Below are 21,951 nucleotides of genomic sequence, written 5' to 3' on the forward strand. Positions count from 1 at the left end.
ACCCCCCCTTCCCACCGTCCACCTGCCCGCTTTCATACTGATCAAAGTACTCTGGGATCTCATGCTGATAGCTTTTCAACCAACGCTGCATGCTCAGCTCGCGCTCGGTCGCGGTTGAGGTTTGCGGTTTCTGGGAAGCCGCTTTGTTGCTGCGTTGCAGTTGCAGCCAGCCTTCGGTTTCCTGTTGTTGGGCCGAAGCGGGGCCGGGGTCGATGGCGTGAGTGGTGAGGGGCAGGGCCAGCAGGCCGATGCAGCAGAGGATGGTTGGTTTCATCAAAAGCCTCTCCTTATTGAAGCGTCGGTGTGGCGACGGCGACCTGGTTTACGGCGGTCGGGCCGGACTTGCTCGGTGTCTTGAGTCTTTGCGCGCGGGCCTGGGCTTCGGTGACTTGGGCGGGGCTCAGGCCAAGACTGCTGACGAGCTCGGCCGCGCGGCTCCAGTCGTCCTGGTAGATCAGCAGCGTTACCAGATTCAACGCTGCCAGTTGATCGCTTTGCTTGAGTTCCATGGCCGTCAGGAATTCAAAGCGCGCATCCTCGACGCGTAATTGATTGAGGTACACCACGCCCAGGTCGTTGCGGATTTTCTCGTCGGTCGGTGCTAGCCGTGCGGCCCGTTGCAAGTGGGCTTGTGCCAGGCCGTTGTCGCCCTTGGCGGCGGCGAGTTGGCCCAGGCCGTGTTCGGCTTCGGCGGCCAGGCAACTGCCGAGCAGGCTGCGGTACAACGGCTCGGCTTCGCTGCGGCCCAGCAGTCGATAGACCTTGGCCTTGCGCAGGCGCACGTCGGCCAGGTTGTCGGGCAGGCTTTGCAGGTTGGCGAGGCTGGCGTGCAGTTTGCCGTCATTGGCCATGTCATCGGCGAGGTTCAGCGACAGCTGTTCCTCGGAGGTCAGCTTGCCGCAACTGGCCGTGTTGGTCAGGGCGCTCCAGGGCGTCGCGCCGTTGCTCGCGCAACCGCCTAACAACAGCAGCGTCAAACCGGCAATTATTACTTTCATCACTATCCCTCTAAGAACCAAAGGCATGGGACAGGGCGGTGAAGCCCGGGCCAGCCAGTACGATCAATAACGCCGGGAAGAGAAACAGCATCATCACGACGGACATTTTGGCGGACAGTTTGGAGATGTATTCCTGCAAGTGCGTCAGGCGCCGGTCATCGAGCAATTGCTTGAGGGTCAGCAGGGATTTCATCGCACCGCCCCCCTGATGGATCAACTGCTCAAGGATGACGCAGGTATCGGTGAACTCGTCGACGGCCAGCAATCGGGTGGCTTTGTTCAGTTCTTCGCCCAGTTCCAGGCCGGAATCGACCCGGGCCAATACCAGCCGCAATTCATGGGTCAGGGCCGGCAATAATTGTTTGCCTTCATTGCTCAACACTCGCAGCGACTGCTCCACCGCCATGCCCGATTCGAACAGGATGCGCAGCAGCGGAATGAAGGTGGAAATCTCGGTCGCCAGGTGTTTCTGCCGACGCTGCGCGGCAGCGGCCAGCAACCGTTTGGGCAACAGATAGCCGATGCCGGTGGCGAACAGCGGGGCCATCCAGTGGTTGTCTGTGTGAGGGAAGAACACGCCCTGGATCAGCAAGGTCAGGGCCAGCGCCAGCACCGGGGCGCCTACCTGGAACGCCGCGAACAGTGAGCGTCGCCGGGCGCTGCGCCAGCCGAGACGGTTAAGCAATGCCTGGGTTTCGTTATCCAGGTTGACCGAGCGCTGACCGATCCGGCTGCTGCCCAGCAGCTGTAGCCACTGATTTACCCGGTTGTCGCTCGCCAGTTTGCCGTCGAGTCGTTGCGCCACCTGGCGAACCCGCCGATGCTGTTCCAGCAAACCGCTGAGCAGCAACAAGGTTGCCCCCAGAAACAGCAATGCGCAGATCAGCAATGGCACTTTCATACGCTGCGCAACATGTGCCAGAGCGCCAGGCTGCCGACCACCTGCAAGCCGAACGCGGACGCGAGCATGATTTGCCCCGAAGGGTCGTGCCACATGGCGAGCAAGTAATGAGGGTTGGTCGCGAGGAAATAGCCGGCCAGGCTAATCGGCAGACAGCCCAGGACCCACGCGGTCACCCGGGTTTCGCCGGTCATGGCCCTGAGCTGGCGCGCGGCCTGCTCGCGCTCGCGGATCATCTTGATCAGGTTTTCCAGTAATTCGCTGGCATTGCCGCCATAGCGGTGATTGACCTTCAAACCGAGCGCGAACAGGCGAAGTTCGTCTTTCTCGTACAGCTCGGCCAGGTCAGCCGCGGCATCCGGCAGGCTGACCCCCAGCTGCACGTTGCGCTGAACCCGGCCCATGGCATTTTTCAGCGGATCTTCGGCGGCATCGATGGCGCCCAGCACCGCATCGGCCAGGGTGCGCCCGGACTTCAGACTGCGCACGGTGTGATCGAGCATTTGTGGCAGTTGTTCGATCATGCGCTGGAGTCGGCGCTGATAACGCCAATTGACATACAGACGCAGAATTAGTGGCGGCAGCAGTAACAGAACCAGCAAGCCGACCCAGCCACCGGTAGCCAATCCGAGCACGATGCCAAAGGCCCAGAGCAGCAGCCACACCCCCAGATGCTTGGAGGGACGCCCAAGGCCAGCCCGCAGAAAGGCCCGATCCAGACCGACCCAGGAGGTTTTCGTCAGCACCGGCTGCGGCTGCCCCTGGGTAAGGCGTCCCAGCACCCGCTCGGTGCCGGTCTGGCGCAAACCGCGATAAAACAGGCGGATCGACAGTCCGAGCAAGGCCAGGCAAACGAGGATGAGCAGCACGGGTTTGAGCATGCCGTGGCCTTCAGTACGCAGAGGGAGAGAGCGCCAACTCACGGCGCAGTTTGTCGCCGGCGGGGTTGACCGCCTCGCGCATGAATCCGAAACCGCTGCGCCGGTCGAGCCGGAACAACGTGTTGGTGACATACACGTCATCACGCAAGCCGATCACCTCCACCACTTCACTGACGCAGCGGCGGCCGTCGGGCATGCGCGTCAGCTGGATCACTACATCCAGTGCGGCGCAGATCATTTGCCGCAAGGTACGTTCGGCGATGGTGCGGCCCGTCAGGCCCACCAATGTCTCCAGGCGCAACAGCGCATCCTGGGCGTTGTTGGCGTGCACGGTACTCATGGAACCGTCGTGGCCGGTGTTCATTGCGGTGAGTACGTCCACCACTTCGACGCCACGAATCTCGCCGAGGATGATTCTGTCCGGGCGCATCCGCAAGGCGTTGCGAATCAGGTCACTGGCCTTCACTTCGCCGTGGCCTTCGGCATTCGGCGGTCGGGTTTCCAGACGCACCACGTGAGGGTGGCCCAGTTGCAGTTCGGCGACGTCTTCGATGGTGACGATTCGCTCGTGAGGGTTGATCAGCTGGCTGAGAATGTTCAGCAGCGTGGTCTTGCCGGTGCCGGTGCCGCCGCTGATCAGGATGTTGCAGCGCTTGCCCACGGCCTCCTGAATGAAGTCGAAGATCGCCTGGTCGATGGTTTGCATCGCCATCAGGTCCGAGCTTTTGAGCATGTCCTTGCGAAATTTACGTATCGACAGGCAGGGGCCATCGAGCGCAATTGGTGGAATGATCGCGTTGACCCGGCTACCGTCGGGCAGTCGTGCGTCGACCATCGGCGACGACTCATCGAGCCGTCGGCCGAGGGGCGCGAGGATCCGTTGCATGACCCGTTCGACGTGATGTGCATCGATGAAGCGCAGGTCGCTTTGATGCAGTACGCCGTCGCGTTCAATGAACACCCGGTGCGGGCCGTTGACCAGAATCTCCGTCACCGCCGGGTCCCGCAGCAGCACTTCCAAGGGGCCGAAACCGGTGAGTTCGTCGACGATTTCTTCGGCCAGACGCTCCATTTCATAGCGGGAAATCGCCAGGTGCAGCCGGGCGACGTACTCGGCAACCTTGTCGATGACGAACTGCGAGAGTACCTGCCGCGAACCCTCCAGCAGGTTTTTGCCGGATTCCTCGATGGCGTCGATGATGTAGCGGTGCAGCACCAGTTTCAGACCTTCGTTATCGGTGTTGCCGCTGGTTGTGCGTACAGGGGCGCCGAAGAGTTTTTCACCGCTCATTGCGCACCCCTCAACCGGTTGAACCAGCCAGACTTGGGCTTGGCCAGGCCCTCGGAGCGCTTGGCCAACCGATCGCCGAGGGCGCGCAGGCTTTGAGTCAGGCCTTCGCGCGGGGCCAGTTCAAACAGAGTCATACCTTGGTTCTTGGCGTTAAGCCGCACTTCCGGGCTGTAGACGAGGGTCGCGATGATCTCCATGCCGAAGCTTTTGCTCAGGGTGTCGGCGTCCGGTGCGACGTTGCGCAGGTAGCGGTCCACCAGCAGTCTGGCGTGATCGAGCTTCATGCCTTTTTCACGCCACAGGTTGAGTACCGCCAGGTTGCGACGGCAATCGAGAACGTTCTGATCGGTGTACCACAGCAACTTGTCGCAATGGGTGACGAAGGTGCGTAGCGCTTCGCTGTCCGGCTGGCCTGTCAGGTTCACCACGATGTGCTGGAAGTGTTGGCGCAGGGCGCTGAGCAGCATGTACAACTCGGCGGTGCTGGTGTGTTCCAGCGGCTCATCGTGGCTGGCGTAGGCGAGGATCCGCAACCCGGCGGCGCAGTTGGTGAACGCGCTGTCGATCAGCGTCGCGTCGAGGCGCCGCAAGTGCCGGAGTGCATCGCCGAAGTGGAACGAACTCTCCAGCCCGAGCAAGGCCAGGCTGTCACCGCGCGGCAGGCCCAGATCCAGCAACAGCGTTTGCTGTCCGCTCTTGTGCACCACTTGCGCCATGTGCGTGGCGAGCAGCGCGCCGTCGGCGTTGATCTGCACACCGTAGAGCACCGTCAGGCTACCCAGTTGAGTGTTCGGGGCCACGGGCGGCAGGCGTTTGCTCAGCCGTCGCACCAATCCCGAGACTTCACTGGAACGCGAACCATAGGCCACGAAATCCCGTGCTCCGGCGCGCATGGCATTGAGCACGAGTTGGTTGTCCATGCCATCGCCCAGCGCGACGATCGCCAGCATCGGTTTGGCTTCCAGGGCACCTTCGATCAGTGCGCTTTGGGCCACAACGTGTTCGCGGTCCAGGCCGACGAACACCAGGCTGGCGAAGGTCACGTCCACCAGCGCCAGCAATTCGTCGAGGCTGCCACCGCCGGCGCTGACCACTTGGCCCAACGGGGCGAGGGCGCCTTGCAGCCACTCAAGGTCGGTGCTGTTGCGCGTGATCGCGAGGAAGGTCTGGCTCAGGTTCTGGCTCTGGCTCATTGCGATAATCCGCTTCGTTTATCGAAGTTGCCGTTTTCGAGGAAGTACAGGCGATACCAGTTCGGGTCATAGTTGCGCAGCTTTTCACCCGGCAACGACGGCAGTTGTGCGTTGGCAGCCAACGGTTGGACCAGGTGCGGCGTGACGATCATCAGCAGCTCACGCTCTTCACGGTTGACCGATGAGTTGCGAAAAAACGCACCGAGAATAGGGATGTCGCCCAGGCCTGGAAACTTGCTGACTTGCGAAATGTTATGCGTACTGATCAAACCGCTGATGACGAAACTCTCGCCATCGGCCAGCGAGATGCTGGTGTCGGTGCGGCGAATGGTGAACGCCGGGACGGTGGTGCCGCCGATGGTCACGCCATTGGTGTAGTCGAGTTCGCTGACCTCCGGCGCCACTTTGAGGGTGATGCGGTCGTGGCTGACCACGGTCGGTGTGAGCGTCAGGCGGATGCCGAATTCCTTGTATTCGATGGAGTAGCTGTTGCTGTTGGCGCTGGGCACCGGGATCGGGATTTCACCCCCGGCCAGGAAGCTCGCGCTCTGCCCGCTGAGGGCTACCAGGCTTGGCCGTGCGAGGGTGTAGGCGAAGCCGCTGCCTTCCAGGGCGTTGACGATACCGAGGACTTTGCTGCTGCCCCCGCCCCAGACAATGTTGAAACTGTCGTTGAGCAACGGAATGCTGGGCACCGCGATTCGGGGATCTAGGTTGAACAGCGGCACCACGCCCGGCGTCACGGCCGTGTTGGGCACCGTACCGGGTGCGCCGAAGAGGAAGTTGTTCGAGCCCTTGCCGAAAATCGACGTGCCGGCCTCTTTCAGTTTGGTCCGGCTGACTTCGACGAAACGAATGTCGGTCTGTACTTGCGACGGTAGCAGTGGGTCATCAGAGGGTAACCGTGTAGCGGTGGTCATCGCTGCGGTGGCCTTGCCCTGAACGAACACCATGCTCTGGCGCGGAGCACTGGCGCAGGCGGTCCAGACCATCAGGCTGGTCGCGCCGGGGGCCATCCCGGTTAGCAAAAATGCTTGATTAGCGTTGACTCGCACGTCGGCGATTTTCGGGTCGCCCACCGCCACCCGAGTGATCGCCACCGGTGATTGCACCTCCTGTTGCAGCCCTTCACTGACTTCCAGCACCGCAGGCAACGAACCCAGCGCGGCGCAATTGCCGGCGGCTGCGAACGTTACGCCAAGCGGCACACCGCTCAGTAAAGAGACCCAGAGCAGGCCTTGAAACAGCGGCATGGTACGACTGCGCATTCAGATGCGTCCTTGCTCTATTCAGGGGGTTTGTTGGGTAATTTCGTTGCCGCGGATGACTTCCACGCTCAACTTGCGCGGTGCTGTGCCGCCGTGGGTGACGACAGGTTTGGGAGGGGGCGTCATGGCCAGTTGGCTGAACTGGATCAACTCGCGGTTGGCACTGGCAAGGTTGGCCGATGAATCGCTTTCGCCGGCCCAGTAACGAGCCAGACGTTTTTCATCGGCGCTGCGTACGGCCAGGCGCAACACGCCGGCCTGGGTCGCCAACATCAGGCGACTCAATAGTTGTTCGGGGACGGCAAGCAAGACGCTGCGGGCGCTGGCGCGCAATTGTTCCTGCCTGAGTTTTTCTTCGAAGCTGCGGGCCGGGCTTGCGGGTTGACCGTCGTTGGTCAACCCCATCTGTTCGCCCACCCCGAGCACCCGCAAGGCCGGTACCACCAGTTGCGCCGACGGCTGCAGGTTGTTGTTGTCCATGCGCAGAAACAGCAGCACATCGACATAGTCCCCCGGTGTCAGTTGCCCACCGGCATTGATCACTTCGTCCACCGCGACGGCGAGGGCGCGCTCATCGGGACGAATCATCCGCGCCAGTCTGCCGCCGGCTTCAAAGCTTTCATCATTGAGCCAGGTGCCGGCACTGAGGGCGCGCCAGGGTGTTCGGCCAATTGCTTGATCGAGGCGGCTCAGGCTGCCGGCCGGGACGGTACGGAGTTTTTCCAGGGTCACGTCGGTGGCGCTGATCGGCATGAACGGTGGCACATCATGCAGCAACACCACCACCGGTTGGCGGGTGGAGTCGTCCACGGGGACAGGCGTCTGGGCAATGGGCGCAGGCGAGACGATCCCGGGTTGCACGACAGGCTCGGGAACGGGTTGGCGGCTCAGCGTGAGGCCCCAGTAACCGGCAATAATGGCGCCCACCAGAAACAAACCGGCCAGGCCCAGAGTGATACGACTGTTCATGACGGCTCTCCCTTTCCTGCTGCTTGAGACCTCGTCGCATCCAACGAGACAACTTCGCAATCAGGCAGCTATGAACATGGAACTATTTCGCTATTTGAAGGTAGCTCAGCTAGAGCAAAAAGCCATTACGGGCCTGAAAATAACTCACGAAAGTAAGTCGCCAGGGCGAAAACGTGGCCTTTTTGACGTCAACGAAGCGACTAATACTTTAGTGATAATTCGTTCTTACAGTTGTGGGTACGGGGAATGCGGACAATGCTGATGCTGGCAAAGGGGAATCATGTTGCGACCGAGCAACACCCGTCGTCTTTCAGGAGAACTGCCATGTCCTTTACCAAGATTGCTCAGAAGATCAAATCCGAAATCGCTTTTTACAAAGGCCTGGCCAAAGATACCGAAGGTGCTTCAGGTATTGAGTACGCGGTTGTTGCCGCGATGGTTGCGCTGGTGATTGCTGGACTGAGCTCGGGCATTGAAACCGCGGTTACAACTCTTTTTACAAGTATCAAGACTGCACTCTCATGACGAGAGCAGAGGCAACTTGCTAATGTTCCAAAGGGCTTCTAACGTCAGCGCTTAGTCCATTGCAGGTGTTGCCCATGAACGCTCCCTCACTTCCACGCCAACAGCTTCTTCTGGTCGATGATGAGGAAGATGCGCTACTGGAATTGGCGGAATTGCTGGAGGGCGAGGGCTTCAATTGCTTTACCGCCACCTCAGTCAAGCTCGCGCTGAATCATCTGACGCGCCATCCTGATATTGCGTTGGTGATTACTGATTTGCGGATGCCGGAGGAGAGTGGCATGTCGTTGATCAAGCGGTTGCGTGAACATACGTCCCGCCAGCATTTGCCGGTGATTGTGACGTCGGGGCATGCGGACATGGAGGATGTCAGTGACATGTTGCGGTTGCAGGTGCTCGACCTGTTTCGCAAGCCGATTTATCACGTGCGGTTGTTGGAGACGTTGAATAATTTGTTTCCGCAGCCTTGCATGGGTTTAGTGAGTCCGTGAAGACGGCGCTAGCTGATTGATCGTTCCCACGCTGCGTGGGAATGCAGACTGGGACGCTCTGCGTCCCAGAGAGCCGAACGCAGAGCCCGGGAACGGTCGGGTCAGGCAACCGGTCGCCAATGGCCCACCATATGCTCCAAATCACCTGCACCCACCAACCTTAAATCCCCACTTGATCCCGCCGCACTGGCCAGCAATGTCACCTCGCTGGGCAACCGCACCGGTTTGCGGAATTGCACCGCAATCTCGACATTCGCCGCCGGCAAATGCTCACTTAACGCCGCCAGCGTACGCGCCTTGTTCCACAACCCATGGGCGATGGCCGTCGGGAAACCGAAGAGTTTGGCGCTGACGGCACTCAGGTGAATCGGGTTGTAGTCGCCGGACACTTTGGCGTACTGCCGCCCAATGTCCGACGGCGCTTTCCAGCGGGCCACTTCCGACATTTCCAGCGTCGATGCCAACACGTCCTCGACGGGCTCGCCTGCGAGTTTGACCCCGCGGCACAGCATCTGGCTTTCAGCTTCCCACAACGTCCCCAACTGATCGTCGAGCGTGGTCACCAGGTCGAACGTCGCGCCCTTTTCATGGGGCTGAAGGTTTTGCACCTGAACGCTGACCCGCACACGATTCACGCCGCCCATTGGGCGAAAGATGCGAATGCGGTTGCTCAGGTGAATCAATCCCAGCAGCGGAAATGGAAACTCCTTGGCCGTCAGCAATTGCATCTGCAAGGCGAACGCGAGGATGTGTGGATAGGTCGGCGGCAGCAGGCCGTTGTCGGCAAAACCGCAGACCTTGCGATAGGCCGCCAAGCGCTCCGTATCGACATTGATCCAACAGCGCAACCCCGAATCGGGCAGGGTGGTGCCGGTGATTTTGCGCCGCGTCGCAGCCCGCACGTACAGTCCCGACAGGCTTGGTTCGCGGTTGAGTATGTGCCAATCGATGATCATGCCTAAGCCCCCAAAACACTTTGTCCGCACACTCGCAACGCTTGGCCGGTGAACGCGCCGGTGCCCGGTTGTGCCAGCCACGCCACCGCTTCGGCGACGTCTTGCGGCAGGCCGCCCTGGCCCAGCGAACTCATGCGCCGCCCGGCCTCACGCACGCCGAACGGCAGGTGCGCGGTCATCTGGGTTTCGATGAAACCGGGTGCTACCGCATTGATGCTGATACCGCGCTCATTCAACAACGGCGCCCAGGCCTCGGCCAGACCGATCAGCCCGGCCTTGCTCGCTGCGTAATTGGTTTGCCCGCGATTGCCGGCGATGCCGCTGATGGACGCCAGCAGGATCACTCGGCCGTTGTCGTGCAGGGTGCCGCTGTCGAGCAGTGCCTTGGTCAGCACTTGCGGCGCATTGAGGTTGACCGCCAGCACCGCGTCCCAGAATTCCGGGGTCATGTTGGCCAGGGTTTTATCCCGGGTGATGCCGGCGTTGTGCACCACGATGTCGATGCCGTCGGGCAGTTGCTCGATCAACTGCGCGGCGGCATCTTCGGCGCAAATATCCAGGGTGATGCTGCGCCCGCCGAGGCGTGCGGCGAGGGCTTCGAGATCAGTCTTGGCCGGTGCTACGTCGAGCAGGATCACGTCGGCCCCGTCACGGGCCAGGGTTTCGGCGATGGAGGCGCCGATGCCGCGTGCAGCACCCGTGACCAGCGCCTTGCGGCCGGACAATGGACGAGTCCAGTCCGTGACCTGCGTATCGCAGGCATTCAAGCGAATCACTTGCCCGGAAACGAACGCACTTTTGGGCGAGAGGAAAAACCTCAGCGGGCCTTCCAGTTGATCCTCCGCACCTTCGCCGACATAGATCAGCTGCAAGGTGCCGCCGCTGCGCAGCTCCTTGGCCAACGAACGGCTGAAACCTTCCAACGCTCGCTGGGCGCTGGCGGCGAACGGATCGCTCAAGGTCTCCGGCGCGCGCCCCAGAATCACCAGGTGCGCGCTGTGGTCGAGGTTTTTAATCAACGGCTGGAAGAACTCGCGCAGCTGTTTGAGTTGATCGGTTTGCACCAGGTCGCTGGCGTCGAATACCACGGCTTTGAGTTTGGGGCCGTGGCCGGGAATCCACGCGGTGGCCAGGGCAGGGTCGGTGCCGTAGCTGTAAATCGCGTCGGTCAGACGGTTGGCGAAGGTGCCGATTTTTTCCGTCAACGGGCCACCGCCTAACAACAGCGCCCCCTCGACAGGCCGCAGCCGGCCTGCTTGCCAGCGCTCCAGCCGAACCGGCGACGGCAGACCCAGGGCCCCGACCACACGATGGCCGATGGACGAATTGGCGAAGTCGATATAACGGTCAGACATGGAACGCGCTCCAGCAGCTGGGGTTCAAAGTGTGGACCAAAAATGGCGATCAGTCGTTCGATCCACGAGATAAGGCCTACGCTTGATCATTGTAGGAGCTGCCGAAGGCTGCGATCTTTTGATCTTGATCCCAAAAAACAGAGTCAAAAGATCGCAGCCTTCGGCAGCTCCTACAGGGGGCGGTGCTCTCAATTTGGATATTTCATCAGGAGCTTTTCATGACTCAACTGCGCCGCGTTGCGATTATTGGTGGTAACCGTATCCCCTTCGCCCGTTCCAACGGGCCGTACACCACCGCCAGTAACCAGGCGATGCTCACCGCCGCGCTCGAAGGCCTGATCGAACGCTACAACCTGCACGGTTTGCGCCTGGGCGAAGTGGCGGCGGGGGCGGTGCTCAAGCACTCCCGGGATATGAGCCTGATCCGCGAGTGTGTGCTCGGCTCGCGGCTGTCGCCAACCACCCCGGCCTACGACATTCAGCAGGCGTGCGGCACCGGTCTGGAAGCGACGTTGCTGGTGGCGAATAAAATCGCGCTGGGCCAGATCGAATGCGCAATCGCCGGCGGCGTCGACACCACCTCCGACGCGCCGATTGGGGTCAACGAAGGCCTGCGCAAAATCCTCCTGCAAGCCAACCGCGCCAAAACCACCGCCGACAAACTGAAATCCTTCCTGCAACTGCGCCCCCGTCACCTGATCCCGGATCTGCCACGCATCAACGAGCCACGCACTGGCCTGTCGATGGGTGAGCACTGCGAATTGATGGCCCAGGCCTGGAATATTCCGCGCGACGAACAGGACCAACTGGCCTTGGAAAGTCACCAGAAAATGGCCGCGTCCTACACCGAAGGCTGGCACAACGACTTGATGACGCCGTTCCTCGGTCTGACCCGCGACGACAACCTGCGCCCGGAACTGACCCTGGAAAAACTCGCGTCACTCAAACCGGTGTTCGAGAAAAGCGCCAAAGGCACCCTGACGGCGGGCAACTCGACGCCGCTCACCGATGGCGCGTCGCTGGTGCTGCTGGGCAGTGAAGAATGGGCCAAGGAGCGCGGCTTGCCGGTCCTTGCCTATTTGCGCGATGGCGAGGTGGCGGCGGTGGATTTCGTCAACGGTGCGGAAGGGTTGTTGATGGCGCCGGTGTATGCAGTGCCGCGTTTGCTGGCGCGCAACGGCCTGACCTTGCAGGACTTCGATTACTACGAAATCCACGAAGCCTTCGCCGCGCAGGTGCTCTGCACGCTGAAGGCTTGGGAGGATGCGGAATATTGCAAAACCCGCCTCGGTCTCGATGCGCCACTGGGCTCCATCGACCGCAGCCGCCTCAACGTCAAAGGCAGTTCACTGGCGGCGGGGCATCCGTTTGCCGCGACTGGCGCACGCATCGTCGCGAGCCTGGCGAAGTTGCTGGATGCGGCGGGGCAGGGCCGAGGGTTGATCTCGATCTGCGCCGCCGGAGGCCAGGGGGTGACAGTGATTATTGAGCGCTGAGGACTGCGGCGCTTTGCTGTTGGGCCAGCTGCCGGTTGCGGTTGGCGTAACTCTCGGCCATGACCGAGCAGACGATCAGCTGCAACGGGTGGTAGATCATGATCGGCAGAAGGATCAGCCCAAGCCCTGGGTTGGCGCCGAAGATCAGCGCTGCCATCGGCGCACCGGCGGCCAGGGATTTCTTGCTGGCGCAAAATACCGCAGCGATTTCATCGGCCGGGCTGAATTTCAATGCGCGAGCGGTGCGGGTGGTCATCCACAGGATGATCGCCAGCAGGATCGCACTGCCGATTAGTGCTGTGAGGATTACGCTGTTGCCCTGTTTTTGCCACATCCCCGACACCATCGAATTGCAGAACGCCGCGTAGACCAGCAACAGAATCACCAGCTTGTCGACGATGTTGGTGTAGCGCTTGTGGCGGGCGAAGAACTTGCCGAGGAACGGCCGAACCCATTGGCCGAGTACCAGTGGCAACAGCAACATGGCGCAGAGGTCGAGCAGGGTTGAGCCCAGATCGATACCGTCAGCACCGCTGCCGACCACGAAACTCACCAGCAACGGCGTCAGGAAAATCCCCAGCACGCTGGACAGGCTCGCATTGAGAATCGCCGCCGGTACGTTGCCGCCCGCGCTGCCGGTCAGGGCCACGGACGAGGAAATGGTCGAGGGCAGGGCACAGAGGTACAGGAAACCCAGCATCAGCAGAGACGGAATGTGCGAACCCAACAGCTTGTCGCTCAGCAGCCAGATCAGCGGAAACACCGCGAAGGTGAAACCCTGGACCATCACGTGCAGCTTCCAATTTTTCAGACCGTGAGTGATCTGCTCGCTGGACAGGTTGACCCCATGCAGGAAGAACACCAGGAACACACCGATGTTAATCACGTACTCGGCATGCATTCCCCCACCGGAGGCGCCGAAGGTCGGGAAGAAATACGCCAGCAGCGTGGCGATCAACATGCCGCACAAGAACCAGTCGGTGACCACGCGTTTGAGGTGTTTGAAGGCATGCATAACAGGCACCGAATACATTTGTAAGAATTGGTGACTTAGCCTAACGTCGGCTCCATCAGCCGTCTTGCGACATAAGGCCAATCAATGCCGACTAACGGACAACTTTCCCTCGAACGGACGATTCCGACGCTGACAGCGCTGCCGCGTCCGCTGTATGCCCGCGCGGAAAGTCTCAACGCCGGTTCATGGACGCCGCCGCATCGGCACGATTGGGTGCAGTTTTCCTACGCGATCAGCGGCGTTCTCGGCGTGCACACCGCCGAAGGCAGTTTCTTTGCGCCGCCGCAGTGGGGAATCTGGATTCCGGCAGATCTCGAACACCAGGTGGTGACTTCGATGCGCGCCGAGATGCGCAGCCTCTATGTGCGTCGCGAGGATTGTGAATGGGCGGACGGGCGTTGCCGGGTGCTGGAAGTGACGCCGTTGGCCCGGGAGCTGATCAAGAGTTTTTGTTTACTGCCGGTTGAATATCCGCAGGGCGACAACCAGGAGTCACGGCTGGTGAGTGTGCTGCTGGATCAGTTGGCGCATCTACCCGAGGTCGGCTTCTCGCTGCCGTTGCCGCGTCATGAACGGTTGCTGGGGTTGTGCAACGAGCTGATCGAAAGCCCTGAGCGCAATGTGACGTTGCAGGAGTGGGCCGAGCGATTGGGGACGTCGGAGAAGACCTTGATGCGGCTCTTTCAGCGGGAAACCGGGTTGAGCTTTCGAGGGTGGCGCCAGCGGATGCGGTTGCTGTCGTCGTTGAGTTTGCTGGAGGAGGGGGACAGCGTGACGAATGCTGCGCTGTCTTGCGGGTATGACTCGACTTCGGCGTTTATTGCGGCGTTCAAAAGCCTGTTCGGGTTTACCCCCGGCGAGCTATTCAAGCAGTGACGACGCTAAAAGATCGCAGCCTGCGGCAGCTCCTACAGGATGTACGCCGATCCCCTGTAGGAGCTGCCGAAGGCTGCGATCTTTTGATCTTCTCTCTTGATCTTTAGGTTCTGAACCGCCGAACCAACACATCCAACTCGTTCGACAACCCCGCCAGACTCTGCGAATCCAGCCGCGCCGAGTTCGCCAGTTCTGCCACCAACTGCGCATCACCATGTATCTGGCTGATGTGCCGATTGATGTCTTCAGCCACCTGATGCTGTTCTTCCGCCGCGGTAGCGATCTGGGTGTTCATGTCGCGGATCACGTCCACCGACTCACGAATCAGCCCAAAACTGCTGCGCGCTTCACCGATGCGGCTCACCGACTGCTGGGACACTTCCAGGCTCGCATGCATCTGCTGGGTTACCTGGCTCGTACGTTTGGCGAGGTTGCCCAGCAAACCGTCGATTTCCGCCGTGGAATCCGCCGTGCGTTTGGCTAGCGCCCGAACTTCATCGGCCACCACCGCAAACCCACGACCCTGTTCACCGGCCCGCGCCGCTTCAATGGCCGCGTTCAGCGCCAGCAGGTTGGTCTGTTCGGCAATCGAGCGAATGGTCCCGAGGATTGACTGAATGTCGTTGCTGTCGCGCTCAAGCTGTTGCATCGACTGGGCCGACTGTTCGATTTCCTGGCTCAAGCGATCAACGCTGGTCACGGCCGCATCAATCTGTTGCTGACCTTCACGCGCCTGGCGCTGGCCGCTGTCGGCCGATTCCGCCGCCTGGCTGCAAGAGCGCGCGACTTCGTTGGCGGTGGCGACCATTTCGTGGAACGCGGTGGAAACCATGTCCACCGCTTCGCGCTGACGCCCGGCGGCTTCGGCCATGTCGCTGGAGACCTGGGTCGAACTCTTGGAGGTGGCGAGGATCTTGGTCGCGGCGCCGCCGATGCTCTGAATCAGGTTGCGAATTGCCGCCAAAAACTGGTTGAACCAGTTGGCCAGTTGCGCGGTTTCGTCGCTGCCACGGATTTGCAGGTTCTTGGTCAGGTCGCCTTCGCCTTGGGCGATGCCTTCCAGACCGCTGGCCACGCTGCGGATCGGCCGCACGATGAGGCTGGCGAAACTGGCGCCGACGATGGCGAAGAACACGGCCAGCACGGCGGCGATGATCGCGATCAGCCAGGTCAACTGGGTTGCCGAACTCATCACGTCGGTCTGCTTGATCAGGCCGATGAAGGTCCAGCCCAACTGCTCCGACGGCCAGACGTTGGCCATGTAGCGTTCGCCGTTCAGCTCGACTTCCACCAGCCCTTTGCCGGCCTTGGCCAGTTGCGCGTAGCCCTCGCCGAGGCTGCTCAGCGCTTTAAAGTTGTGTTCCGGTTGCTTCGGATCCACCAGCACAGTGCCGGTGTTTTCCAGCAGCATCAGGTAGCCGGTTTCACCGAGCTTGATCTGTTTGACGATTTCGGTGAGCTGTTTAAGCGTCACGTCGATGCTGACTACGCCGCCATTGGTGCCCAATTTGTTGTCGATGGTGCGCACGGTACTGACGTACGTCGCGTCGTCCTGGGCCCAGTAATAGGCCTCAGTGCGCAACGGTTTGCCCGGTTTGGCCTGGGCAGCCTTGTACCAGGGGCGCTGGCGCGGGTCGTAATTGCTCAGCTTGGCATCGTCCGGCCAGGACACATAACCGCCCGCCGCGGTGCCGAGGATGGCATAGGCGTAGGACGGGTGACTGTTACCCAGGTCCTGAAGGAGGCCGAAGACCTTCTTGTCCATCTCGCCTTGGGGAATGCTCTCGGCGTTGGCGCTCATGTACGTCTTGAGGCTGTCATCGGAATTCTTGATCAGCGGTTGGGTCGCCAGGTAATCCACGTTCTGGCTGATGTCGTCAAAGAACAGTTGCATGGCGTTGCTGACCTGACGAATCTCGCGTCCACTGCCGTCGACGAAACTGTCCTTGGCATCACTGCGCAAGTTCAGCACAACCAGGGTAGCGACCAGCACCACCGGCAAGCAGGCGATGATTGCAAACGCCCAGGTCAACTTCTGTTTGATGTTCATCCGCGCTCCAGATTTTTCTTGTAGGCCCACGCAGTGCAGATGACTCGCGGATTATTGGCAGAACGATTGTCGGACAAATCACTTTGTCTCTGATGACTTCGGCTGGCCGAGGCGGAAATTGAGGCCTATTAAGAAAAATCCTACGAAGGGGATGAATCGAGATGTCAGCTTCTGTCGCAAATACCCGCTTAGCCCTTCAGCAACAAGTGACGCAGGGTCAGCTATGATCTGTGACGGCCGATGACGACCTGCGGTTGTTGACCGATTAAACCGGCACATTGTGTGCTTCTTGACCGTCACTGGAACGTTCATAGGTCGGCAACCCCTCCCCCGAATGAGTGGATTGCCGTATAACGAATGACTTTCGCGTGTTTGGTAATAAAGGACCCCCAATAAAAGCTGATGAAGACTCCAAAACGCATTGAACCCCTGATCGAGGACGGTCTGGTCGACGAGGTGCTGCGCCCACTCATGAGTGGTAAAGAAGCAGCTGTTTATGTGGTGCGCTGCGGCAACGAGTTACGTTGCGCGAAGGTCTACAAGGAGGCGAATAAACGCAGTTTCCGTCAGGCGGCCGAGTATCAGGAAGGCCGCAAGGTGCGCAACAGCCGTCAGGCTCGAGCGATGGCCAAGGGCTCCAAGTTCGGCAAGAAAGAAACCGAAGACGCCTGGCAGAATGCCGAAGTGGCGGCGTTGTTCCGTCTGGCCGGTGCTGGCGTGCGGGTTCCTCAGCCTTACGACTTCCTTGAAGGCGTGCTGCTGATGGAACTGGTGGCCGATGAGTACGGTGATGCCGCGCCGCGTCTGAACGACGTGGTGCTGGAACCGGATCAGGCGCGCGAGTATCACGCGTTCCTGATTTCGCAGATCGTGCTGATGTTGTGTACCGGTCTGGTGCACGGTGACCTGTCGGAGTTCAACGTACTGCTGACCCCGACCGGCCCGGTGATCATCGATCTGCCGCAAGCGGTCGACGCGGCGGGCAACAACCACGCGTTCAGCATGCTAGAGCGGGATGTCGGCAACATGGCGTCCTACTTCGGGCGGTTTGCGCCGGAGTTGAAAAAGACCAAGTACGCCAAGGAAATGTGGGCCCTGTTCGAAGCCGGCACCTTGCACCCGGCCAGTATCTTGACCGGCGAGTTCGATGAGCCGGAAGAGTTGGCCGATGTTGGCGGGATCATGCGCGAGATCGAGGCGGCACGCCTTGATGAAGAGCGCAAGCAAGCGGTGCGCGCGGCAGATGACGCGCCACCGGGCAAAACCGAAGAGCCGCCTCCGCCCTGGATGCAGTGATTGGTTAACGAAAAACCCGGCTTCGGCCGGGTTTTTTTAGATGCCTGCCCCGAATCCTCCAAACACCGAAGAACCAGTGTGGGAGCGGGCTTGCTCGCGAATGCGGTGTGTCATTCAACATCAATGTCGACTGATCTACCGCATTCGCGAGCAAGCCCGCTCCCACAGTAGATTTTTGGTGTAACAGAATTTTGTGTTCTCCCTGCTGCTCCCCACACTCAAGGATTGAATGTGAACACCGCATCCCCTCGCAACGCCCAACTCATCATCACCGCCCGTCTGGTCTCGGACTTCGGTGCCTTCCTCAACATGGTCGCCCTGGCCACCTACGTCTACCTGCTCAGCAACAGCGCCATGAGCGTCGGGATCTTTCTCGCCAGCCGTGTGGCGGGTGGAATATTCGCCAGTCTCATCGGCACGACGTTTTATCGCCGTTGGGCTGGGCGCTTACCGCTGATTGCCTTCGACCTGTTGCGCGCCGGGCTGCTGGGCCTGCTGCTGGTGCTACCTGTCGCCCAGCAGATGCTGCTGTTACCGGTGATCGCTTTCGGTCTGGGATTCGGCAACTCGATGTTCGCCATCGGCCTCAACAGTCAGTTGCCGCACTTGATCGAAAGCGAACACCTGCTCAAGACCAACGCCTGGATTACCTCGGCGTCATCGGCAGCCATGGTCGGTGGGAGTCTGGTGTCTGGGCTTTTAGTGGCAGCATTCGGCTTTGAAACAGTGTTTGCATTGAACGTGGTCACTTATCTGCTGGCCGCGTTGTTCATCTTGCCGCTGCGCTTTTCACAACCTGCACCCAGTGATGAACCCACCCACGAACGTGGTGAATGGGCGGCCCTGCTCCAGGGCCTGCGCAGCACACCGGTGGTGGCGGCGATGCTCGCGGTGGCCATGGCTGACACCCTGGGCAGTGCCGCGCACAACGTGGGGTTTCCGATCATTTCCAGACTGCTGACGCCCGAGTCGGCCAGCACCGCGCTGGGCCTGATGTTGGCGGTCTGGGCCAGCGGCAAACTGATCGGCGCGCGCATCGCCAGCCGGCTGAAAGGCTCGGATAACGTGAACCTGGAGCGGCGATTTTTCTTTGGTGTGTTGCTGATGTCCTGCGGCTTCATCCTGATGTTTCAGCAACAGACCCTTTACGGGCTACTGCTGTTCGCGCTGCCGGCGGGTCTCGGCGACGGCTTCTCGGAAGTCGGCCTGATGTCACGCCTGCAGCGTGAACCGGACAGCCTGCGCCTGCCGATTTTCAGCTTCCTGACGCTGCTGCAAATGACCGGGTTCGGCATCGGCATGCTGATCGCCGCGCCGTTCTATTCGTGGTGGACGCCGGGTGCCGTGGTGCTGTTGTTCCACGGGATTCCGCTCACCACCTTGTTGGTGGTGAAGGGGCTGGCAATCAGGGGCGAGCGGGTTGTGCGCAACAGCCCGACTCCAGGTTCTTGAGGATCGGGCAGTCGGGACGGTGATCACCGTGGCAGTGTTCGACCAGGTCCTGCAGCGTGTCGCGCAACTGACCGAGTTCGCGGATTTTCTGGTTCAGTTCATCAATGTGCTGACGGGCCAGGGCCTTCACGTCGGCGCTGGCTCGTTGGCGGTCCTGCCAGAGGGTCAGCAGTTTGCCGACCTCTTCCAGTGAGAACCCCAGGTCCCGGGAGCGCTTGATGAACGCCAGGGTGTGCAGGTCGTCGTCGCCGTAAACCCGATAGCCGCTGTCGGTACGATGGGCGGCCTTGAGCAAGCCGATGGATTCGTAATAACGGATCATCTTCGCGCTCAGGCCGCTTTGGCGGGCCGCTTGGCCGATGTTCATCGGTTGTCCTCCAGATCCTTGGGTTTCCAGGTTTTCAACAGTAGCGCATTGCTCACCACACTGACGCTCGACAACGCCATGGCCGCACCTGCCAGCACCGGGTTGAGGAAGCCGAACGCTGCCAGCGGAATGCCGATCAGGTTGTAGACGAAGGCCCAGAACAGGTTCTGACGAATCTTCGCGTAGGTCTTGCGGCTGATCTCCAGCGCCGCTGGCACCAGCCGTGGGTCGCCGCGCATCAGGGTGATCCCGGCCGCGTGCATCGCAACGTCGGTGCCACCGCCCATGGCGATACCGATGTCGGCGGCGGCCAAGGCGGGTGCGTCATTGATGCCGTCACCGACCATCGCTACCACGCCGGTTTTTTTCAGTTCCGCGACGGTGGCGGCTTTGTCCGCCGGCAGTACTTCGGCGTGGACATCCTTGATGCCCAGCGCCTCGGCAACCACTTTGGCACTGCCGCGATTATCGCCGGTCAGCAGGTGGCTGCTGATGTTGCGTGCGTTGAGTTGTTGCACGGCTTGCAGCGCGCCGGGTTTGAGGGTGTCACCGAAAGCGAACAGGCCCAGCACCCGAAGTTCGGGACTTTGCTCGATCAGCCAGGACAGGGTCCGGCCTTCGGTTTCCCACGCGGTGGCGGAGTCCGCCCATTCACCGGCGCTCAAGCGGCTCTCTTCCAACAGACGACGATTGCCCAGCGCCAATCGACGACCGTCGAGAGTGCCCGCGATGCCGCGCCCGGTCAGCGACTGACTGTCGGTGACATCGGCCACGTCCAATCCACGCTCGGCGCAGGCATCCAGAACAGCCTTGGCCAGCGGATGCTCGCTGCCGCGTTGCAGGGCGCCGGCCATTTGCAGCAGCGCAGCTTCGTCATGGTTGATTGCGCTCAAATGAGCGATGCGCGGAGTACCCGAAGTCAGCGTGCCGGTCTTATCGAATACCACAGCACTGACTTCATGGGCACGCTCCAGCGCTTCGGCGTCCTTGATCAGAATCCCGTAGCGTGCCGCCACGCCAGTCCCGGCCATGATCGCTGTTGGCGTGGCCAACCCCAGGGCGCACGGGCAAGCGATCACCAATACCGCCACAGCATTGATCAGCGCCGTTTCCATCGGCGCGCCGTACAACCACCAACCGATCAAGGTCGCCAACGCGATCAACAGGACCGTGGGCACGAACACCTGGCTGACTTTATCCACCAGTTTCTGGATCGGCGCCTTTGCGGCTTGAGCGTCTTCGACGAGGCGGATGATGCGGGCGAGCACGGTTTCTGCGCCCAAGGCCAGGGTGCGAACGAGCAACCGGCCTTCGCCATTGATCGCGCCGCCGGTGACCTTGTCGCCGGGTTGTTTGGGCACCGGCAGGCTTTCACCGCTGATCAGCGCTTCGTCGGCGTGGCTCTGGCCTTCGACCACTTCACCGTCCACCGGGAAGCGTTCGCCGGGCTTGACCATGACCAGATCATTCAGACGCAAGGCGCTGATGGCGACATCTTGCTCGCGGCCGTCGATCACCTGAATCGCCCGCTCCGGGCGCAAGGCTTCGAGCGCGCGAATGGCACTGGCGGTCTGGCGCTTGGCGCGGCTTTCCAGGTATTTGCCCAGCAACACCAAGGCAATCACCACCGCCGAGGCTTCGAAATACAGGTGCGGCATGCGCCCGGAGGCGGTGGCCCATTCATAGAGACTCAAGCCATAACCGGCGCTGGTGCCCAGCGCGACCAGCAAATCCATGTTGCCCGCACCGGCGCGCACGGCTTTCCAGGCAGCGACGTAAAAGCGTGCACCGAAGATGAATTGCACTGGCGTGGCCAACGCGAATTGCACCCAGGCCGGGAGCATCCAGTGCACGCCGAACGGTTGCAGCAGCATTGGCAGCACCAGCGGCGAGGCGAGGACGATCGCCATGATCAAGGCCCAACGCTCGCGGTGCAGGCGTTGTTGCTGATTATCGGCTTGCGGGTGTTCGACTTCCCAGACACTGGCGTTATAGCCTGCCTTAGTCACTGCACCGATCAGGGTTTGCGGATCGATCTGGCCGAGCAGCTCAAGATGGGCGCGTTCGTTGGCCAGGTTGACGCTGACACTTTTGACTCCCGGCACCTTGGCCAGCGCTCGCTCGACCCGGCCGACGCAGGAGGCGCAGGTCATGCCGTCGATGCTCAATTCCAGACTCTGCTGCGGCACGCTGTAACCCGCCTGCTGCACCGCATCCATCAAGGCCGGCAGGCTGTCGCTGGGTGCTTGAACCCGGGCCTGTTCGGTGGCCAGGTTGACGCTGACGGCAGAGGCGCCGATGACTTTGCTCAAGGCGCGCTCGACACGCCCGGCGCAACTGGCGCAGGTCATGCCGGCAATCGGCAGATCGAAAGTGGTGGATTCGGACATCGGTCACGCTCCCTGTAGAAGATGACTACAGGATCAACCTTGCCATGCTGGCAAGGTCAAGCGCCATGTCTCAGATCAAAAGATCGCAGCCTCGTTGCACTCGACAGCTCCTACAGGGGATACGAAACCTTGTAGGAGCTGTCGAGTGCAACGAGGCTGCGATCTTTTGATCTTTTTTTACCGG

Annotated in this window: 20 protein-coding genes and 1 pseudogene; 6 read left to right on the forward strand and 15 right to left on the reverse strand. The window is 60.9% G+C overall.

Going from position 1 to position 21,951, the window contains the following annotated elements:
* The 8 genes from E3W21_RS17475 to cpaB all read right to left on the reverse strand — a co-directional run.
* A partial coding sequence (locus E3W21_RS17475; protein WP_129438791.1) for a DUF3613 domain-containing protein occupies window positions 1-274 on the reverse strand: 274 nt, incomplete at its 3' end.
* Between the two features lie 13 nt (window positions 275-287).
* Window positions 288-998, reverse strand: a complete 711-nt coding sequence (locus tag E3W21_RS17480; protein ID WP_134421254.1) for a hypothetical protein — start codon at window positions 996-998, stop codon at window positions 288-290.
* A 10-nt stretch (window positions 999-1,008) separates the two neighbouring features.
* Window positions 1,009-1,899 carry a type II secretion system F family protein gene (locus tag E3W21_RS17485; RefSeq protein ID WP_134421255.1) on the reverse strand — a complete coding sequence of 297 codons (891 nt, stop codon included), beginning with the start codon at window positions 1,897-1,899 and terminating at the stop codon, window positions 1,009-1,011.
* Complete coding sequence (locus tag E3W21_RS17490; RefSeq protein WP_129438785.1) at window positions 1,896-2,780, reverse strand: type II secretion system F family protein; 885 nt, start codon at window positions 2,778-2,780, stop codon at window positions 1,896-1,898. The genes E3W21_RS17485 and E3W21_RS17490 overlap by 4 nt, the downstream gene beginning before the upstream one ends.
* Window positions 2,781-2,790: 10 nt before the next feature.
* A complete protein-coding gene (locus E3W21_RS17495; protein WP_129438784.1) occupies window positions 2,791-4,071 on the reverse strand; it encodes a CpaF family protein in 1,281 nt (426 codons plus the stop codon).
* The gene (locus E3W21_RS17500; RefSeq protein ID WP_134421256.1) at window positions 4,068-5,264 is read right to left on the reverse strand and encodes a pilus assembly protein; all 1,197 of its coding nucleotides are present in this window, start codon (window positions 5,262-5,264) and stop codon (window positions 4,068-4,070) included. Before E3W21_RS17500 ends, E3W21_RS17495 begins: the two co-directional genes overlap by 4 nt.
* Window positions 5,261-6,532 (reverse strand): type II and III secretion system protein family protein, encoded by a 1,272-nt coding sequence (locus tag E3W21_RS17505; RefSeq protein ID WP_134421257.1) that lies wholly within the window; start codon window positions 6,530-6,532, stop codon window positions 5,261-5,263. Before E3W21_RS17505 ends, E3W21_RS17500 begins: the two co-directional genes overlap by 4 nt.
* A gap of 21 nt (window positions 6,533-6,553) precedes the next feature.
* The gene (gene cpaB / locus E3W21_RS17510; RefSeq protein ID WP_134421258.1) at window positions 6,554-7,501 is read right to left on the reverse strand and encodes a Flp pilus assembly protein CpaB; all 948 of its coding nucleotides are present in this window, start codon (window positions 7,499-7,501) and stop codon (window positions 6,554-6,556) included.
* Window positions 7,502-7,825: 324 nt separating this feature from the next.
* Between cpaB and E3W21_RS17520 the strand changes: the two genes are divergently transcribed.
* Window positions 7,826-8,026 carry a Flp family type IVb pilin gene (locus E3W21_RS17520; RefSeq protein WP_056746171.1) on the forward strand — a complete coding sequence of 67 codons (201 nt, stop codon included), beginning with the start codon at window positions 7,826-7,828 and terminating at the stop codon, window positions 8,024-8,026.
* Between the two features lie 74 nt (window positions 8,027-8,100).
* Entirely contained in the window at window positions 8,101-8,514 is a 414-nt protein-coding gene (locus tag E3W21_RS17525; RefSeq protein ID WP_129438772.1) for a response regulator, read from the forward strand.
* A gap of 101 nt (window positions 8,515-8,615) precedes the next feature.
* On the opposite strand, the gene E3W21_RS17530 is transcribed toward E3W21_RS17525, so the two are convergent.
* Window positions 8,616-9,470, reverse strand: a complete 855-nt coding sequence (locus E3W21_RS17530) for a MaoC family dehydratase (protein WP_129438770.1) — start codon at window positions 9,468-9,470, stop codon at window positions 8,616-8,618.
* Between the two features lie 2 nt (window positions 9,471-9,472).
* Window positions 9,473-10,825, reverse strand: coding sequence for a 3-oxoacyl-ACP reductase (locus tag E3W21_RS17535; RefSeq protein WP_134421260.1), 1,353 nt, complete (start codon window positions 10,823-10,825; stop codon window positions 9,473-9,475).
* A gap of 218 nt (window positions 10,826-11,043) precedes the next feature.
* Here E3W21_RS17535 and E3W21_RS17545 point away from each other — a divergent pair, with 218 nt between their 5' ends.
* Entirely contained in the window at window positions 11,044-12,321 is a 1,278-nt protein-coding gene (locus E3W21_RS17545; protein WP_129438766.1) for an acetyl-CoA C-acetyltransferase, read from the forward strand.
* Here the strand turns inward: E3W21_RS17545 and E3W21_RS17550 are convergent.
* Window positions 12,308-13,336, reverse strand: a complete 1,029-nt coding sequence (locus tag E3W21_RS17550) for a bile acid:sodium symporter family protein (protein ID WP_134421262.1) — start codon at window positions 13,334-13,336, stop codon at window positions 12,308-12,310. The genes E3W21_RS17545 and E3W21_RS17550 overlap by 14 nt on opposite strands.
* An 84-nt stretch (window positions 13,337-13,420) precedes the next feature.
* Between E3W21_RS17550 and E3W21_RS17555 the strand changes: the two genes are divergently transcribed.
* Window positions 13,421-14,212 (forward strand): helix-turn-helix transcriptional regulator, encoded by a 792-nt coding sequence (locus tag E3W21_RS17555; RefSeq protein WP_134421263.1) that lies wholly within the window; start codon window positions 13,421-13,423, stop codon window positions 14,210-14,212.
* A gap of 103 nt (window positions 14,213-14,315) precedes the next feature.
* Here the strand turns inward: E3W21_RS17555 and E3W21_RS32375 are convergent, their stop codons facing one another.
* Both E3W21_RS32375 and E3W21_RS32380 read right to left on the reverse strand, forming a co-directional pair.
* On the reverse strand, window positions 14,316-15,083 hold the full coding sequence (locus E3W21_RS32375) for a methyl-accepting chemotaxis protein (RefSeq protein ID WP_371927106.1): 768 nt from the start codon (window positions 15,081-15,083) through the stop codon (window positions 14,316-14,318).
* A gap of 90 nt (window positions 15,084-15,173) precedes the next feature.
* Window positions 15,174-16,262: pseudogene (locus E3W21_RS32380) on the reverse strand (cache domain-containing protein); the annotation flags it as partial.
* A 402-nt stretch (window positions 16,263-16,664) separates the two neighbouring features.
* Here E3W21_RS32380 and E3W21_RS17565 point away from each other — a divergent pair.
* The gene (locus E3W21_RS17565; protein WP_129438758.1) at window positions 16,665-17,558 is read left to right on the forward strand and encodes a PA4780 family RIO1-like protein kinase; all 894 of its coding nucleotides are present in this window, start codon (window positions 16,665-16,667) and stop codon (window positions 17,556-17,558) included.
* A 231-nt stretch (window positions 17,559-17,789) separates the two neighbouring features.
* Window positions 17,790-19,010 carry an MFS transporter gene (locus tag E3W21_RS17575; RefSeq protein WP_134421266.1) on the forward strand — a complete coding sequence of 407 codons (1,221 nt, stop codon included), beginning with the start codon at window positions 17,790-17,792 and terminating at the stop codon, window positions 19,008-19,010.
* Here the strand turns inward: E3W21_RS17575 and cueR are convergent.
* Complete coding sequence (gene cueR, locus E3W21_RS17580; protein ID WP_008156539.1) at window positions 18,964-19,377, reverse strand: Cu(I)-responsive transcriptional regulator; 414 nt, start codon at window positions 19,375-19,377, stop codon at window positions 18,964-18,966. The two genes, E3W21_RS17575 and cueR, sit on opposite strands and share 47 nt — an antisense overlap.
* Complete coding sequence (locus E3W21_RS17585) at window positions 19,374-21,767, reverse strand: heavy metal translocating P-type ATPase (protein ID WP_134421267.1); 2,394 nt, start codon at window positions 21,765-21,767, stop codon at window positions 19,374-19,376. The genes cueR and E3W21_RS17585 overlap by 4 nt, the downstream gene beginning before the upstream one ends.
* Between the last annotated feature and the right edge of the window lie 184 nt (window positions 21,768-21,951).

This window comes from Pseudomonas sp. F01002 (assembly GCF_004402115.1).
Classification (GTDB): Bacteria; Pseudomonadota; Gammaproteobacteria; order Pseudomonadales; family Pseudomonadaceae; genus Aquipseudomonas; species Aquipseudomonas frigoris.

Coding starts and splice junctions, on each gene's coding strand:
- E3W21_RS17480 (WP_134421254.1), bottom strand. CDS start 998: ATGAAAGTAATAATTGCCGGTTTGACGCTGCTGTTGTTAGGCGGTTGC.
- E3W21_RS17485 (WP_134421255.1), bottom strand. CDS start 1,899: ATGAAAGTGCCATTGCTGATCTGCGCATTGCTGTTTCTGGGGGCAACC.
- E3W21_RS17490 (WP_129438785.1), bottom strand. CDS start 2,780: ATGCTCAAACCCGTGCTGCTCATCCTCGTTTGCCTGGCCTTGCTCGGA.
- E3W21_RS17495 (WP_129438784.1), bottom strand. CDS start 4,071: ATGAGCGGTGAAAAACTCTTCGGCGCCCCTGTACGCACAACCAGCGGC.
- E3W21_RS17500 (WP_134421256.1), bottom strand. CDS start 5,264: ATGAGCCAGAGCCAGAACCTGAGCCAGACCTTCCTCGCGATCACGCGC.
- E3W21_RS17505 (WP_134421257.1), bottom strand. CDS start 6,532: ATGCGCAGTCGTACCATGCCGCTGTTTCAAGGCCTGCTCTGGGTCTCT.
- cpaB (WP_134421258.1), bottom strand. CDS start 7,501: ATGAACAGTCGTATCACTCTGGGCCTGGCCGGTTTGTTTCTGGTGGGC.
- E3W21_RS17520 (WP_056746171.1), top strand. CDS start 7,826: ATGTCCTTTACCAAGATTGCTCAGAAGATCAAATCCGAAATCGCTTTT.
- E3W21_RS17525 (WP_129438772.1), top strand. CDS start 8,101: ATGAACGCTCCCTCACTTCCACGCCAACAGCTTCTTCTGGTCGATGAT.
- E3W21_RS17530 (WP_129438770.1), bottom strand. CDS start 9,470: ATGATCATCGATTGGCACATACTCAACCGCGAACCAAGCCTGTCGGGA.
- E3W21_RS17535 (WP_134421260.1), bottom strand. CDS start 10,825: ATGTCTGACCGTTATATCGACTTCGCCAATTCGTCCATCGGCCATCGT.
- E3W21_RS17545 (WP_129438766.1), top strand. CDS start 11,044: ATGACTCAACTGCGCCGCGTTGCGATTATTGGTGGTAACCGTATCCCC.
- E3W21_RS17550 (WP_134421262.1), bottom strand. CDS start 13,336: ATGCATGCCTTCAAACACCTCAAACGCGTGGTCACCGACTGGTTCTTG.
- E3W21_RS17555 (WP_134421263.1), top strand. CDS start 13,421: ATGCCGACTAACGGACAACTTTCCCTCGAACGGACGATTCCGACGCTG.
- E3W21_RS32375 (WP_371927106.1), bottom strand. CDS start 15,083: ATGGCCGAAGCCGCCGGGCGTCAGCGCGAAGCGGTGGACATGGTTTCC.
- E3W21_RS17565 (WP_129438758.1), top strand. CDS start 16,665: ATGAAGACTCCAAAACGCATTGAACCCCTGATCGAGGACGGTCTGGTC.
- cueR (WP_008156539.1), bottom strand. CDS start 19,377: ATGAACATCGGCCAAGCGGCCCGCCAAAGCGGCCTGAGCGCGAAGATG.
- E3W21_RS17585 (WP_134421267.1), bottom strand. CDS start 21,767: ATGTCCGAATCCACCACTTTCGATCTGCCGATTGCCGGCATGACCTGC.